At 69.3% G+C, this 13,734-nt stretch carries 13 protein-coding genes; 4 read left to right on the forward strand and 9 right to left on the reverse strand.

Going from position 1 to position 13,734, the window contains the following annotated elements:
• Nucleotides 1-116: 116 nt before the first annotated feature.
• The 7 genes from OHB24_RS07600 to dacB all read right to left on the reverse strand — a co-directional run bounded on the left by OHB24_RS07600 (nt 117) and on the right by dacB (nt 8,352).
• Nucleotides 117-1,268, reverse strand: coding sequence for a S1 family peptidase (locus OHB24_RS07600; protein ID WP_327638230.1), 1,152 nt, complete (start codon nt 1,266-1,268; stop codon nt 117-119).
• Between the two features lie 136 nt (nt 1,269-1,404).
• Nucleotides 1,405-1,977 carry a GTP cyclohydrolase I FolE gene (gene folE / locus OHB24_RS07605; RefSeq protein WP_327638231.1) on the reverse strand — a complete coding sequence of 191 codons (573 nt, stop codon included), beginning with the start codon at nt 1,975-1,977 and terminating at the stop codon, nt 1,405-1,407.
• Between the two features lie 102 nt (nt 1,978-2,079).
• A complete protein-coding gene (gene ftsH / locus OHB24_RS07610; RefSeq protein ID WP_327638232.1) occupies nt 2,080-4,113 on the reverse strand; it encodes an ATP-dependent zinc metalloprotease FtsH in 2,034 nt (677 codons plus the stop codon).
• A 174-nt stretch (nt 4,114-4,287) separates the two neighbouring features.
• A complete protein-coding gene (hpt, locus tag OHB24_RS07615) occupies nt 4,288-4,839 on the reverse strand; it encodes a hypoxanthine phosphoribosyltransferase (protein ID WP_130384962.1) in 552 nt (183 codons plus the stop codon).
• Between the two features lie 4 nt (nt 4,840-4,843).
• Entirely contained in the window at nt 4,844-5,848 is a 1,005-nt protein-coding gene (tilS, locus tag OHB24_RS07620; protein ID WP_327638233.1) for a tRNA lysidine(34) synthetase TilS, read from the reverse strand.
• A gap of 7 nt (nt 5,849-5,855) precedes the next feature.
• On the reverse strand, nt 5,856-6,950 hold the full coding sequence (locus OHB24_RS07625; protein ID WP_327638234.1) for a zinc-dependent metalloprotease: 1,095 nt from the start codon (nt 6,948-6,950) through the stop codon (nt 5,856-5,858).
• 40 nt (nt 6,951-6,990) lie between these two features.
• Complete coding sequence (gene dacB / locus OHB24_RS07630) at nt 6,991-8,352, reverse strand: D-alanyl-D-alanine carboxypeptidase/D-alanyl-D-alanine endopeptidase (protein WP_327638235.1); 1,362 nt, start codon at nt 8,350-8,352, stop codon at nt 6,991-6,993.
• A gap of 50 nt (nt 8,353-8,402) precedes the next feature.
• Between dacB and OHB24_RS07635 the strand changes: the two genes are divergently transcribed.
• On the forward strand, nt 8,403-8,891 hold the full coding sequence (locus tag OHB24_RS07635) for an inorganic diphosphatase (protein ID WP_327638236.1): 489 nt from the start codon (nt 8,403-8,405) through the stop codon (nt 8,889-8,891).
• A gap of 4 nt (nt 8,892-8,895) precedes the next feature.
• Here OHB24_RS07635 and OHB24_RS07640 read toward each other — a convergent pair whose 3' ends face one another.
• Nucleotides 8,896-9,327 (reverse strand): MarR family winged helix-turn-helix transcriptional regulator, encoded by a 432-nt coding sequence (locus OHB24_RS07640; protein WP_327638238.1) that lies wholly within the window; start codon nt 9,325-9,327, stop codon nt 8,896-8,898.
• 88 nt (nt 9,328-9,415) lie between these two features.
• On the opposite strand from OHB24_RS07640, the gene OHB24_RS07645 reads away from it, so the two are divergent.
• From OHB24_RS07645 to OHB24_RS07655, 3 genes are read left to right on the forward strand one after another with little or no spacing between them, the layout of a single operon-like run.
• Entirely contained in the window at nt 9,416-10,381 is a 966-nt protein-coding gene (locus tag OHB24_RS07645; RefSeq protein WP_327638239.1) for a quinone oxidoreductase family protein, read from the forward strand.
• 13 nt (nt 10,382-10,394) lie between these two features.
• Entirely contained in the window at nt 10,395-11,285 is an 891-nt protein-coding gene (locus OHB24_RS07650; protein WP_327638240.1) for a LysR family transcriptional regulator, read from the forward strand.
• A gap of 47 nt (nt 11,286-11,332) precedes the next feature.
• Nucleotides 11,333-12,040, forward strand: a complete 708-nt coding sequence (locus OHB24_RS07655; RefSeq protein ID WP_327638241.1) for an SDR family oxidoreductase — start codon at nt 11,333-11,335, stop codon at nt 12,038-12,040.
• Between the two features lie 45 nt (nt 12,041-12,085).
• On the opposite strand, the gene OHB24_RS07660 is transcribed toward OHB24_RS07655, so the two are convergent.
• Nucleotides 12,086-13,507: a C40 family peptidase gene (locus OHB24_RS07660; protein ID WP_327638242.1), complete on the reverse strand. Its 1,422-nt coding sequence runs from the start codon at nt 13,505-13,507 to the stop codon at nt 12,086-12,088.
• Nucleotides 13,508-13,734 lie beyond the last annotated feature (227 nt).

Raw genomic sequence — 13,734 nt, forward strand, 5'->3', positions numbered from 1 at the left:
CGTCCACGTGACCCCACGGCTCAGTTCTCACCCACACACCGTAGTAGCCCCTACGGACACCTCAGCAACCAGCCGCCGATTTCCCGTGAGCGAGAAAGGGTGCGTGTCGCCTGGGATCAGTTCGCGAGGATCAGGCGGGACTTGGTCGACTGGAGCGCCGGGGCGATGGGCTGGGCGTACGACTCGTTGGTCTGGCCGTACTTCTCCAGGCACTTCCCGTCGATCAGCGCCGCGCCGCTGGTGATGCCCTGGGCGTAGTTCCCGGTCATGCTGGCGCCGCCGGAATCACCCGACTCGACGCAGGCGGTGTGCTGGAACAGCCCGCGGACGACGCGGTTGTTCCCGTAGTTGACCGTCACGTTCCGGGCGACGATCCGCCCGCAGGTCCAGCCGGTGCTCTTGCCCGACTTGCACAGCGTGGAGCCGACGGTGGCGTCCGCGATCCCCTTGACCGCGACGTTCCCGTTGCCCCAGCCCTCGACGTACCCCTGCTGGTCCCAGCCCTCGATCACGCCGACCGACCCGAAGTCGTGGCCCGGGAAGCTCGAGGTCGACGTGTTGCCGAGGACGTACCCGTTGCGGGAGAACGACGGCTTGCCGGACGTGCAGTGCCCCGCGGTCAGGAAGATCCGGTTGCCCTTGCGGGTCTTGGCGTTGAACCCGAGCGAGCACATGTACCCGGTGTTCTTGGTGACCTGTACGCCGCCGCGCAGGCTGAAGTCGTCCGCGGTCAGCCGGACCGTCCCGGACACCCTGCGCAGGGTCACCCGCTCGCCGTTCGCGAGCGCGCGGGACAGGAACCGGTCGGTGATCGAGTCGTGCACACCTCTCGGCACCGAGACCACCACGGTCCCCGACACCGGGTCGACGTACCAGGACCGCACCTTGCCGGCGCTCGACGTGACGGCCAGCCGGTTCAGCTCGCCCTGTACGGCGTTCAGCTGCTTGGCGGTGAACTTGACCAGTCGCGGGACCGCGCCGATCCGGCGGACGAGGGCCGCCGTCGACAGGTCGGACACCGCGACGATCAGCTCGCCGGAGTCGTCGTAGTAGCTGCCCACGACACCCGAGTCGGAGCCGAGCTCCGACTCCAGGGTCTCCGCGACCAGCGGGTCCACTCCGGTCTTCGCGGACGGCTTCTGGTGCGCGGTCTGAGGCCCGGTCTTGTTCCGCGTGTCCGCGGTGGCCCAGTTCGCCGCGACCAGCCCGCCGGCCGTCAGGACGACGACCCCGGCAAGTGCGGCGCCGACCCGGAAACGCCCCGACATCCTGTCCTCCTCACACCAGCACTTGGTCCCCGTTGGCCAAGCACCACTACGGAAAGTAAACGCTCAGCGACAGAATGTCCATAGTGCCGGACTCTCAAACTTCAACGAGAACAGCCCTCCCCGGGCTACGGGTGGGTCAGCCAACGATCAGGCTCATCGCCTCGGCGCGGGTGACGGGGTTGCGGAGCTGGCCACGGACGGCGGAGGTGATCGTCTTCGCGCCCGGTTTCCGGACGCCGCGCATGGTCATGCAGAGGTGCTCGCACTCGATCACCACGATCACGCCGCGCGGCTGCAGGATCTCGACCAGGGACTCGGCGATCTGGGTGGTCAGCCGCTCCTGGATCTGCGGGCGTTTCGCGTACACGTCGACCAGCCGGGCGAGCTTCGACAGCCCGGTCACACGGCCGTCCCGGCTCGGGATGTAGCCGACGTGCGCGACGCCCGTGAACGGGACCAGGTGGTGCTCGCAGAGGCTCCAGACCTCGATGTCCTTCACCAGGATCATCTCGTCGTGCTCGAGCGCGAACGTGGTCGTCAGCACGTCCTCGGCGCGCTGACCGAGCCCGGCCGCGATCTCGGCGTACGAGCGGGCCACCCGGGCCGGTGTGTCCTGCAGCCCTTCGCGCTCCGGGTCCTCGCCGATCGCGTACAGCAGCTCCCGCACGGCCCGCTCGGCGCGCTCGTGGTCGAAATTCGGTGACGCCATCCCGGCTCCTCCCGCCAACGGAACTTCGCACGCTACCGCGCGGGCAAACGAAAACGCCGCCACCCGACCGGGTGGCGGCGTTCGTTCGAGCTGGGGGTCAGCTCACTGGTGGCTCGGCGGGGTCGGGCCGCTGCCGTAGTCCGGCGGGCGGATCGCCTCGTCCGGTCCGACGGAACCGCCCGGCAGCACGTCCGACAGCGAACCGTTCTGCTCGGCGAGGCCGCCGACCGGCATCACCGGCGGCTGGTCGGACGGGATCCGGGTCGACGACCCGGTCCAGGCCGGCCGGCGCTCCTTCATGATCACCGGCTCGAAGACCCGGGCGATCTGGTGCTTGTCCAGGGTCTCCTTCTCCAGCAGCTCCTCGACCAGGTGGTCCAGGACGGCCCGGTTCTCCACCAGGATGTCGAAGGCCTCCTGGTGCGCGTTCAGGATCAGTTTGCCGACCTCCTCGTCGACCGCGGCTGCGATCTCCTCGGAGTAGTTGCGCTGGCTACCGATGTCTCGGCCCAGGAACGGCTCGCCGCTGTCCTGGCCGAACTTGATCGCGCCGAGCCGCTCGGTCATGCCGTACTGCGTGACCATGGCGCGGGCGAGTGCGGTCGCCTTCTCGATGTCGTTGCTGGCGCCGGTGGTCGGGTCGTGGAAGACCATCTCCTCGGCCGCGCGGCCACCGAGCATGTAGGCGAGCTTGTCCAGCATCTCCGACCGGGTGGTCGAGTACTTGTCCTCGTCCGGCAGCACCATCGTGTAGCCGAGCGCCCGGCCCCGCGGCAGAATCGTCACCTTCTGGACCGGGTCGGAGTGCGGCAGGGCAGCGGCGACCAGGGCGTGTCCGCCCTCGTGGTACGCCGTCAGCACCTTCTCCTTGTCCGACATCAGCCGGCTGCGGCGCTGCGGACCGGCGATGACCCGGTCGATCGCCTCGTCGAGGCCGCGGTTGTCGATCACCTGCTGGTTGTTCCGCGCGGTGAGCAGGGCGGCCTCGTTCAGCACGTTGGCCAGGTCGGCGCCGGTGAAGCCCGGGGTACGACGGGCGACCGCGGTCAGGTCCACGTCCGGCGCCATCGGCTTGCCACGGGCGTGCACCTTCAGGATCTGCGCGCGACCGGGCAGGTCCGGCGCGTCGACGGCGATCTGCCGGTCGAAGCGGCCGGGCCGCAGCAGCGCCGGGTCGAGGACGTCGGGCCGGTTCGTGGCCGCGATCAGGATCACACCGCCGCGGACGTCGAAGCCGTCCATCTCGACCAGCAGTTGGTTCAGGGTCTGCTCGCGCTCGTCGTGACCACCGCCGAGGCCCGCACCACGGTGCCGGCCGACGGCGTCGATCTCGTCGATGAACACGATCGCCGGGGCGTTCGTCTTGGCCTGCTCGAACAGGTCACGGACCCGGGAGGCGCCGACACCGACGAACATCTCGACGAAGTCCGAACCGGAGATCGAGTAGAACGGCACGCCGGCCTCACCGGCGACCGCGCGGGCCAGCAGGGTCTTACCGGTTCCGGGCTGGCCGTAGAGCAGCACGCCCTTCGGGATCTTCGCCCCGACCGCCTGGAACTTTCCTGGTTCCTGCAGGAACTCCTTGATCTCGCCGAGCTCCTCGATCGCCTCGTCACAGCCGGCGACGTCCGCGAAGGTCGTCTTCGGGGTGTCCTTGGTGACCAGCTTGGCCTTCGACTTGGCGAAGCTCATCACCCGCGAGCCGCCGCCCTGCATGGAGTTCATCAAGAAGATGAACACCACCGCGATCAGCAGGAACGGGATCAGCGTGGAGAACACCTGTCCGATGAAGCTCGGCTTCGGGTTCTCGACGTCGTACCGCTCGATCTTGCCGTCCTGGAACAGCGACTGCAGGTCGTTGCCGAGGTTCTCGGCCTGGCCGTCCACCCAGTGCGCCCGGAGCTTGGTGCCGTCGGTCTTCTCGACCCGGATCTCCTGATCCGGATCGATCAGCGTCACCGTCTTGATCGTCTTGTCGCTCGACGACTTGGCCTGCTGGATCAGCTGGACGACCTGGCCGGTGGGCTCGGTCTTGTACCCGGTCGAGCCGGTCAGGAGCTGCCCGATCACCAGGACGCCCAGAAAGGCGACGACGATCCAGAACAGGGGTCCGCGGAAGATGCGCTTCACGTCCATGATCGAGGCCTAGGCCCCGTCCCTCCTAGCTCGGCAGGCCCGGGTATGGCGGGCTTGTGACGGTAATACCAGTCCAAGTGTCTCGTGTCGCACAAGACAACACAGCACGAGGGTCACCAATGGACGGTACGACCCGTTGTACAGGCCGTCACCAAGTCTGCCCTGAAGCCTGGATCAGGAGTAGACGTGCGGGGCCAGTGTGGCGACGCAGCGCAGGTTCCGGTACTTCTCGGCGTAGTCCAGCCCGTACCCGACGACGAACTCGTCCGGCAGCTCCAGGCCGACGTACTTCACCGGGACCTGCATCTTCGCGGCGTCCGGCTTCACGAAGGCCGTGCACAGCTCCAGCGAGGCCGGCTTGCGTGACTCCAGGTTGCTGACCAGCCAGCTCAGCGTGAGGCCGGTGTCGATGATGTCCTCGACGATCAGCACGTGCCGGTTGGTGATGTCGGTGTCCAGGTCCTTCTGGATCCGCACCACACCCGACGACTTGGTCCCGGAGCCGTACGACGAGATGGCCATCCAGTCCATCTCCACGTGCCGGCTGAACGACCTGGCCAGGTCGGCCATCACCATCACCGCGCCGCGCAGGACGCCGACCAGCAGCAGGTCCTTGCCCTCGTAGTCGGCCTCGATCCGCGCTGCCAGCTCCCGCAGCTTCGCGAGGATCTCGTCCTCGGTGTAATGGATCTTGCTCAGGTCCTTCTCGATGTCCGCCGCATCCACGCGGTCAGCCTGTCACATCAGGGCCGAGGATGATGAATCCGCCTTTGCGGACCGCCCGGACGCCCTGCGGCAGATCGATCCAGCGCTGCCCGCGCCAGTCGGTCACCAACGCGTCGACGGACGCCACGTGACCGGCAGTGAGGTCGGTGGCCCGGCAACCGGCCTCCAGCGCTGCCTGTCGCAGGACCCGCGTGCGGATCGCTGCGGGCTGCTCCACGAGTACGCCGACGTCGCTGCGGACCTGTCCCTCAGCGCGGCTCAGTGTGGTCTCCGCAACGTCCGCAGCGAGCTGATCGAGCGCATCCGCGTCCGCTCGCAGTAGTCCCGACGTACGGGCCAGCGCCTCGACCACACCAGGCCCGAGCGCCTCCTCCAGCACCGGCAGTACCTCGTGCCGTACGCGGACCCGCGTGTACTGCGGATCGTCGTTGTGCGGGTCGTGCCACGGCCGCAGTCCGGACGCGATGCACGCAGCAGCCGTCGTGGCCCGCGGCACTTCGAGGAACGGTCTGCGCAGCCGCCCGACGGCCGGAGCCATCCCAGCGAGCGAACGCGCACCAGAGCCACGCCCCAGCCCAAGGAGGACCGTCTCAGCCTGATCATCACGGGTATGAGCCAGCAGTACGACGTCTGCGCTCAGCTCATCTGCCGCGTCGCGGAGTGCGTCGTACCGCGCCGTGCGCGCAGCGCCCTCCGGACCGCCGTCTGTGCCGACCTCGACCGCACGGACCTGGACAGGCTCCAGCCCGAGCGTTCTGCACTGCTCTGCGGCGGTCTCGGCGACATGTGCCGAGTCCGGTTGCAGACCGTGGTCCACGACGACCGCACCGGCCCGTAGACCGAGCTTCGGCGCCTCGAACGCGGTAGCGGCCGCCAGCGCCAGCGAGTCGGTTCCGCCGGAGCAGGCGACCAGGACGGTGGTGCCCTTCGGCAGCTCCGCCAACGTCGCCCGTACCGCTTCCCGGGTACGAGCAACGGCGGGGTGGAGTTTCCCGCGCCGCTCTCCCACCAGGCGCTCAGCCGTGGAGTCGGGCGACCCAGGCATCGGGATTCGCGATCTCGTTCTTCGTCGGCAACGTGTTCGGACCGGTCCAGACCCGGTTGAAGCCCTCCATGCCGACCCGGTCAACCACCCGGCGTACGAACGCGGCGCCGTCCTTGTACTGCCGCAGCTTCGCGTCCAACCCGAGCAGCCGCTTCAGCAGCTGGTCCACCGGGTTGCCGCTGGTCCGCCGCGAGGTGAACTTGGACCGGATGTTGTCCACGGTCGGAATCACCGACGGCCCGACCCCGTCCATGACGAAGTCGGCATGACCCTCCAGCAACGACATGACCGCGGTCAGCCGATCCAGCACCGCACGCTGCTCCGGCGACTGCATCAGGTCCACCAGACTCAGCTCGGCCTCACCACGCACCGACCGTCCCAGGCGCTGCACGGCCTCACGGAACATCGCGGCGTACGCCGAAGCGTCCAGCTCGGCCTGGTCCAGGAACAGGGCGATCTCCGACCGCAGGTGGTCCCGCAGCCACGGGACCGCCGTGAACTGCACCCGGTGCGTCTCCTCGTGCAGACACACCCACAGCCGGAAGTCCCGCGGTACGACGCCCAGTTCGGACTCGACCTGCATCACGTTGGGCGCTACCAGCAGCAGGCGACCGGTCAGACCGGGACGGTCCGGGTCAGGCTGTGCCGGGAAGAACGGGTCGAACTGACCGAGCACCCGCGACGACAGGAAGGCCAGGAGCGCGCCGGCCTCGATGCCAGTCACCCGGGAGCCGACCGCGGATGACAGGCCGGCAGTCCGGTCCGCCTTCTCCCGCAGCTTGTCCGCCAGCGGCTGCAGCACGGTCCGGAAGCCGTCCGCGTTCGCCTGAACCCAGCCGGGCCGGTCGACGATCATCACCGGCGCGGTGGCCGACGTGGCCTTCAGCCCGGTGAACTCGCGCACGTGGCCCTCGGACTCGGCCGCGAACTGACGCAGGTCGGCGACCACCTGGTCCGCCTCCGCGCGGCTGACCGCCGGGCCGGGTCGCAGCAGCTTCCGCGCCACACCGGTAGCCAGTTGCCAGTCGACCATCTCGGTCGTGGTCCCGCCTTCCGCCGTACTCATACAACGACCCTAGTGCTATGTCCCAACATGCGCTGCTCAATCAGCAGCCGCAATTGGCCAATGCGGCGGTGGCGCGGTCCAGGGCCGCGCGGGCGTCGAGGGTCTTCGGGACCGGCACGCTGTCACTGGCGATCGCAAAGACCAGGAGCGTGCCGGAGCGGTCGCGGGCGTACCCGGCGAGGCTGTGGACCCCGGTGAGCGTTCCGGTCTTCGCACGGACCAGTCCGGTCCCGGTGCCGGTACCGGGCGAGGTGAACCGTTCCCTGAGGCTCCCGTTGAAGCCCGCCACCGGCAGACCGGTCAGCAGGTGCCGTAGCTCCGGGTGGTCCTTGGACGCGGCCACGCGGACCGCACCGGCGAGCAGGTCCAGCGGGACCTTGTTCGCGCGGGTCAGGCCGCTGCCGTCGTAGATGCGGGCCTTGCTGACGTCCAGGCCGAGCTTGGTCAGCGTGGCCCGGACGCCCTTGACGCCATCGGCGTACGAGCCGCCATTGCCCGTCGCGATACCGACGTGCCGCAGGAGCACCTCGGCGCCGTCGTTGTCGCTGTGCAGGTTGATGTACTCGACGATCTGGCCGAGCGTCGGCGACTTGACCAGTGCCAGCGGCGTGGCGCCGGCGGGTGCCGCAGCGGCCTTGGCAGCTCCCACCTTGATGCCGTACTGCGTCAGCAGCTTCTGGAACGACGTGGCAGCAGCCAGCGCCGGAGAGGTCGAACGCTTGGCCATGCCCGGAGACAGACGGCCCTCGTTTACCCAGAGCGAGGAGGTGGGGGCGGCGATGCCTTCAGGGACGTAGTTCGCTTCCCAGTTCGCGTTGACAGCAGGGCCGCTGAACAGCGAGGCGTCGTACCCGAGGGTCACGGAGGCGAGGCCCTGCGCCTTGAGTGCCTTCGCCGTGCTCGCGGCCAGGGCCTGGAGCGTGGCGCGAGCCGGGAAGCCGTCACTCGCGGACGCTTTCACGGTCAGCAGCGGGTCACCGCCGCCGACCAGGACGATCGACCCCTTGCCGGTGCTCACGACCTTGGTGGCGAACGTGTGGTCCGGGCCGAGCGTGGCGAGCGCCGAGACCGTGGTGAGCAGCTTCAGCGTGGAGGCGGGCGTGTACGGCGTGGCGGCGCCGACCGAGAACACCGGCTTGCCGCGCGAGGCGTCGTACACGTAGATGCCGCGGTGCGGGCCGAGCGACGGGTCCTTGAGGATCGCCGCGAGCGCCGTACCGACGCCGGCCGCGGTCGGGGCGACACCCTCGGTGGTCGCCGGTGCCAGGACGGCCGGAGCCTGCTGGGTGCTCCGGTCAGCTGTCTGCACTGAACCGGGTACGGCGCGTGCACTGCTCACCAGGCCGACGCAGAGCGCCGTGGCTACGAGCGTGACGAATGCCGCACGGGCAGGTCGGGCCACCGGGCTGCTCCTGTCATTCGGTCGGTCGGAACCGTGACAGTATCTGCCGTATGGAGTTCGACGTCTTCATCGAGATCCCCAAGGGCACTCGCAACAAGTACGAGCTGGACCACAAGACGAACCGTCTGCGGCTGGACCGGACGCTGTTCACCGCGACCCAGTATCCGTCCGACTACGGGTTCATCGAGGACACCCTCGGCCAGGACGGCGACCCGCTGGACGCGCTCGTGCTGCTGCCGGAGCCGACGTTCCCCGGCTGCCTGATCCGCGCTCGCGCGATCGGCATGTTCCGGATGACCGACGAGAAGGGGCCGGACGACAAGGTCCTCTGCGTCCCGGCCGGCGACCCGCGGCAGGAGCACCTGCGCGACATCCACCACGTGCCGGAGTTCGACCGCCTGGAGATCCAGCACTTCTTCGAGGTCTACAAGGACCTCGAGCCCGGCAAGTCGGTCGAAGGCGCCACCTGGGTCGGCCGCGCCGACGCCGAGACCGAGATCACCGCCTCCTTCGCCCGTCTGAAGACCGACGGCCACTAGTCGGCTAGTCGCCTGATACGCGGCGGAGCAGCGCGAGCAGCGACTTGCGCTCCGCCGCGGTCAGCGGCTCCAGCAGCTCCGCCTCCGCGGCGCGGATCAGCTCGTCCATCGCGTCGAGCTGCCGCTCACCCGCCGGGGTGATCGCGACGATCTTCCGTCGCCGGTCGGCGGGATCGACCCGCCGCGCCAGGAACTCCAGCTCCTCGAGCTCGTCCAGCAGCGTGACCAGATCGCTGCGATCGAACCCGATCCGGTCCGCGAGCGTCGCCTGCACCGCCTCGCCGTCGTCGGACAGACTCGCGAGCACGTGATAGTGCTGCGTCCGGACGCCGCCGTCGGTCATGTGCTGCCGGACCAGCCGCTGGGCGTGCTGACTCGACCGCCCGAGCGCGAACAGCACGTGGTCGGACAGCCGGTGGTTCGGCGACTTCTTCACCGCACCAACTCTATTGGCAACGCCGACCCGTCGAGTTATCGTGGGAGTCTCCCATTATTTATGAACCCCACGATATGGAGCACCCACCATGCGCGCAGTGCGCTTCCACCGCCACGGCGGTCCCGACGTACTCCAGCTCGACGAGGTCGCCGTCCCCGAGCCCGCCGCCGGCCAGGTCCTGATCCAGGCCGAGGCGATCGGCGCGAACGCGATCGACACCGTCCTCCGCCGCGGCGGCTCCCCCTGGGACCGCGAGCTGCCCGGCACCCTCACCGGCGACGTCGTCGGCCGGATCGTCAAGCTCGGCCCCGACACTCCGCCCGGCATCGCGGTCGGCCAGCGCGTCTCCGCTCTCACCGTGGACGCCTTCGCCGAGTACGCCGTCGCGGACGCGGGCTTCCTCGCCTCGATCCCGGACGACGCGGACGCAGGCGAGGCCACGATGATGTCGCTGACCGCGCCGCTCGCCTATCGACTGCTCCAAACCGGCCAAGTCGCACCCGGGAGCACGGTCCTGATCCAGTCCGCCGCCGGCACCATCGGCCACCTCGCCGTCCAGCTCGCCCGCGGCTACGACCCGAAGACGATCATCGGTACGGCGTCCTCGGCGAAGCGGCTCGACTTCATCCGCGAACTCGGCGCCGAGCCCGTCGACCTGACCGACCCGGACTGGCCCGCCCGCGTCCGCGAGCTCGCCCCCGACGGGGTCGACACCGTCCTCGACTCGGTCGGCGGCACCGTCTTCGACCAGGGTCTCGACCTGCTCGCACCGCTCGGCCGGATGATCACGTACGGCGCGATCACCACCGAGATCCCGGTCGTCTCCGTGCTCAAGCTGTTCGGCCTCAAGTCGGTCACCGGCGTGTCCGCGGGCGGCTGGCAGCAGGCCCGGCCGGACGAGGCCCGCGCCGACATCACCGAGGTCACCCGCCGCTGGCAGTCCGGCGAGCTCCGCCCGATCGTCCACGCCACCCACCCGCTCGCCGACGTCGCCCGCATCCACGAAACCCTCGACGCCCGCACCAACCTGGGCCGCCTCGTGGCGACTCCCTGAATAGAATCACCGGGTGGAGCTTCGGCAGCTGCGGTACTTCGTGGGCGTCGCCGAGGAACTGCATTTCGGCAAGGCCGCCGAGCGCCTGTACATCTCCACCCCGACGCTCAGCCAGCAGATCAAGCAGCTCGAACGCGAGATCGGCACCGCCCTGCTGATCCGGCACAGCCGCGGCGTCGAGCTCACCCCGGCCGGGCAGGTCCTGCTCGCCCGCGCCCGGGAAACCCTCCAGGCGGCCGGCCTGGCGCTGAAGGACACGCGCCGGGCCGCCGGCCTGGACGAGCCGGTTCTCCGCCTCGGTCTGCTGAACGGGATCCCCGGCCACCTCCCGGCCGCCCTCGAACAGCTCGCCACCGAACGTTTCCCGAACAGCACGGTCACGCTCGAAGCAGGCACCACCACCGACCAGCTCCGGATGCTCGACGCCGGCGAGATCGACCTCGGCCTCGTCCGCACCCCGCTGACGTTGCCTCCGGCAATCAACTCCGAGCAGCTCGCCGACGAGGAACTCGGCGTCCTGCTGACCGCGACCCACCCGCTCGCAGCCCGGCCAGAGCTGACGCTCGACGATCTGGCCGGCCTCGAGCTCATCTGGATCCCCCGCGCCGCCGCGCCCGAGTTCTACGACGACACGATCCGCCGGATCGGCACCGGCGTACGGCTGAGCGACATCAGCATGAGCCACTCACAACTCCGGTCGGCACTCCTCGTACGTCGCTCCGCGTTCAGCCTCGGCTCCCGCCGTGCCGCCACGCCGGACATCGTCTGGCGACCGATCGCGGGCCGCCCGCTGGTCGCCCGGTACGCCGCCGTGTGGCGCACCGACTCCCACAACCCGGTGCTCCAGGCGATGACCGTTAGCCCCGGCCTAACAGTCGTTAGGCAACAAGTCGTGGCGGACTGACGCACCCGGTGGTTGGCTCGAAACGTCAACCACCGAAGGAGAATCTGTTGCAGGAACACGTCGTCATCGTCGGCGGCAGCTCGGGGATGGGCCGCGCCCTCGCCGCCGAACTCGTTGCCCAAGGCAGCGAGGTCACCATCGCCGGCCGAACACCGTCCAAGCTCGACGCAGTACGCCGAGAGCTCGGCGTACGCACCGTCGCCATGGACCTCGGAAGCGAGCAGGACATCGAACGCCTTTTCGCGACCACCGGCAAGATCAGCCACATCGTCACCACGGCCGCCGACGTCGGCGGCGCCTACCAGCCGATCGCCGAGTACGACGTGGGCTCGGCGCGCGGCGCGGTCGACTCCAAGTTGCTCGGCCCGTTGCTGCTCGCCAAGCACGGCGCCCCGCTGCTCGAACCCGGCGGCTCGATCGTGTTCACCTCGGGGATCGCGGCGTACCGGCCGGGCCCGCGGGCTTCGTTGCTCGCGGCACTCAACGGCGCGCTCGCCTCGCTGGCCGCGGCGCTCGCGGTCGAACTGGCGCCGCTGCGGGTCAACGTGGTCTCACCCGGCTGGGTCGACACTCCGATCTGGCAGGACGTGGCCGGCGACGCGGCGCCGGAGACCCTGTCCGCGATGGCGGCCCGCCTCCCGGTCGGCCGGATCGGCCGCACCCAGGACATCGCCGCGGCGATCATCGCCTTGCTCCGCAACGGTTTCATCACCGGCACCGTTCTGCACGCCGACGGCGGACACCGGCTGGCGTAGAAGAGAAATGTCCCCGGCAACGAACCGTTGCCGGGGACAACCGCATCAGGGACGGCCGAAGAAGTCCGGCGGTTCCCAGTAGTAGACGCTGTCGATCTGCACCGGCTTGCCGGTCCGCGGCGCATGGATCATCCGGCCGTTGCCGAGGTACATCGCGACGTGGTGGATGGTGCCCGGGTCGCTCGGGTTCAGCGACCAGAAGATCAGGTCACCGGGCCGCAGCTCGTCCTCGTCGATGTGCTGGATCTGCTCGTACTGCGCGACGCTGTAGTGCGGCAGCTGCACACCGGCCTTCTCCCAGGCACCCTGGGTCAGACCGGAGCAGTCCCAACGGCTCGGGCCGGTGGCACCCCACAGGTACATGTCGCCGAGCTGACGCATCGCGAACTCGATCGCCGCCGACGCGCCCTTCCGCGAGCTGTGATTGTCGTTGTTGTCGTCGTTGTCGCGGCTCGGCTTGGACGGCTTGTGCCGCTTCGGCGGGTTCTTCTTGCCGTTGTTCTGCTCGCGCTCTTCCTTCTCCTCGCGAGCCTGCTCCGCGGCCTCCCGGGCCCGCTCGGCCGCCTCCGCGCGGCGCTCAGCGGCCTCCCGGGCGGCGATCTTGCGCTTCAGCTCGGCGGCCTTCTTGGCAGCGATCGCAGCGGCGCGCTGCCGCGCAAGCTCCTCGAGCCCCTGCTGCCGCTGGGCGGCCACGTGCACCGAGATGTTCTGCAAGGTGGCGAGCTGCGCGATCGACTGCTTGCGCTGGACGCCGATCGCGGTCACCGCGGCCGACTGCGCAGCCTCCGCGGCTTCAGCCGCCTTCTTCGCCTTGGCCGCCTCGTCGGCCGCCTTCTTCACCTTCACGACCGCCTGGTCGGCCTGCACCTTGAACAGGTTCGTCATCACCTGGGTGGCCGTGAACCGCAGGTACGAACCCTGCATCGCGGCGGACACCGAGTGCGCCGCACCGGCCGAGTCGAGCAGCTGCTGCGGCCCCTCCGCGGTGAACAGCGGCGCGATCTTGGCGACCTCGCCGCCACCCTGGTACGACGCGGCGGCGAAGCGGCCGATCTGCTGCCGCTGAGCGGTCAGCGTCTTCTGTGCCTCGGCGGCCCGGGCCGCGGCGGCTGCCGCCTCGGCCTTGGCCTGCTGCAGACGGTAAACGGCGCCGTTGTACGCCTCGTCGGCGATGCCGGACTGGATGCCGAGCTGCTCGAGCCGCGCACCGGCGGCGGCGAGCTGACGCTCGATCGCGGCGACCTGGCCGGCCTTCGAGGCGGCGGCCTGCTTGGCGCGCTCGACGGCGGCCTTGGACGGAATCACCGGCGGCTTCGGCTTCGCGGCCTCAGCCGGAAGTGTTGGCATGGCCATGGCGCCGGCCAAGCAGATCGCGAGCACCCCGGAGAGCAGCGCCTTGCCTGCTCTGCCGGTCTTCCCAGCACTCGTGTTCCGCCCGCCGGACGTGGCCCTGGGGGGCGTCCGCATCGGGATCGTTCCTTCCGCCGGTCACGAACCCCTTCCCCAGGGTTCGTGAACTTTTGGTCCTCCTGGACCACATACGTGACACTAGTTGCCTACAGCCCCATTGGGAACAGCTTTCACACAAGTATCTTTGTTTCACCCGTGTGTCGACTTGACAAACTACAAGCTTGTAATTCTGCGAAGTCGCAGGTCGGCGCACGAAAACGCCCCTCCGGCCGGAGCCGGAGGGG

The sequence above is a fragment of the Kribbella sp. NBC_00482 genome (assembly GCF_036013725.1).
Lineage (GTDB): Bacteria > Actinomycetota > Actinomycetes > Propionibacteriales > Kribbellaceae > Kribbella.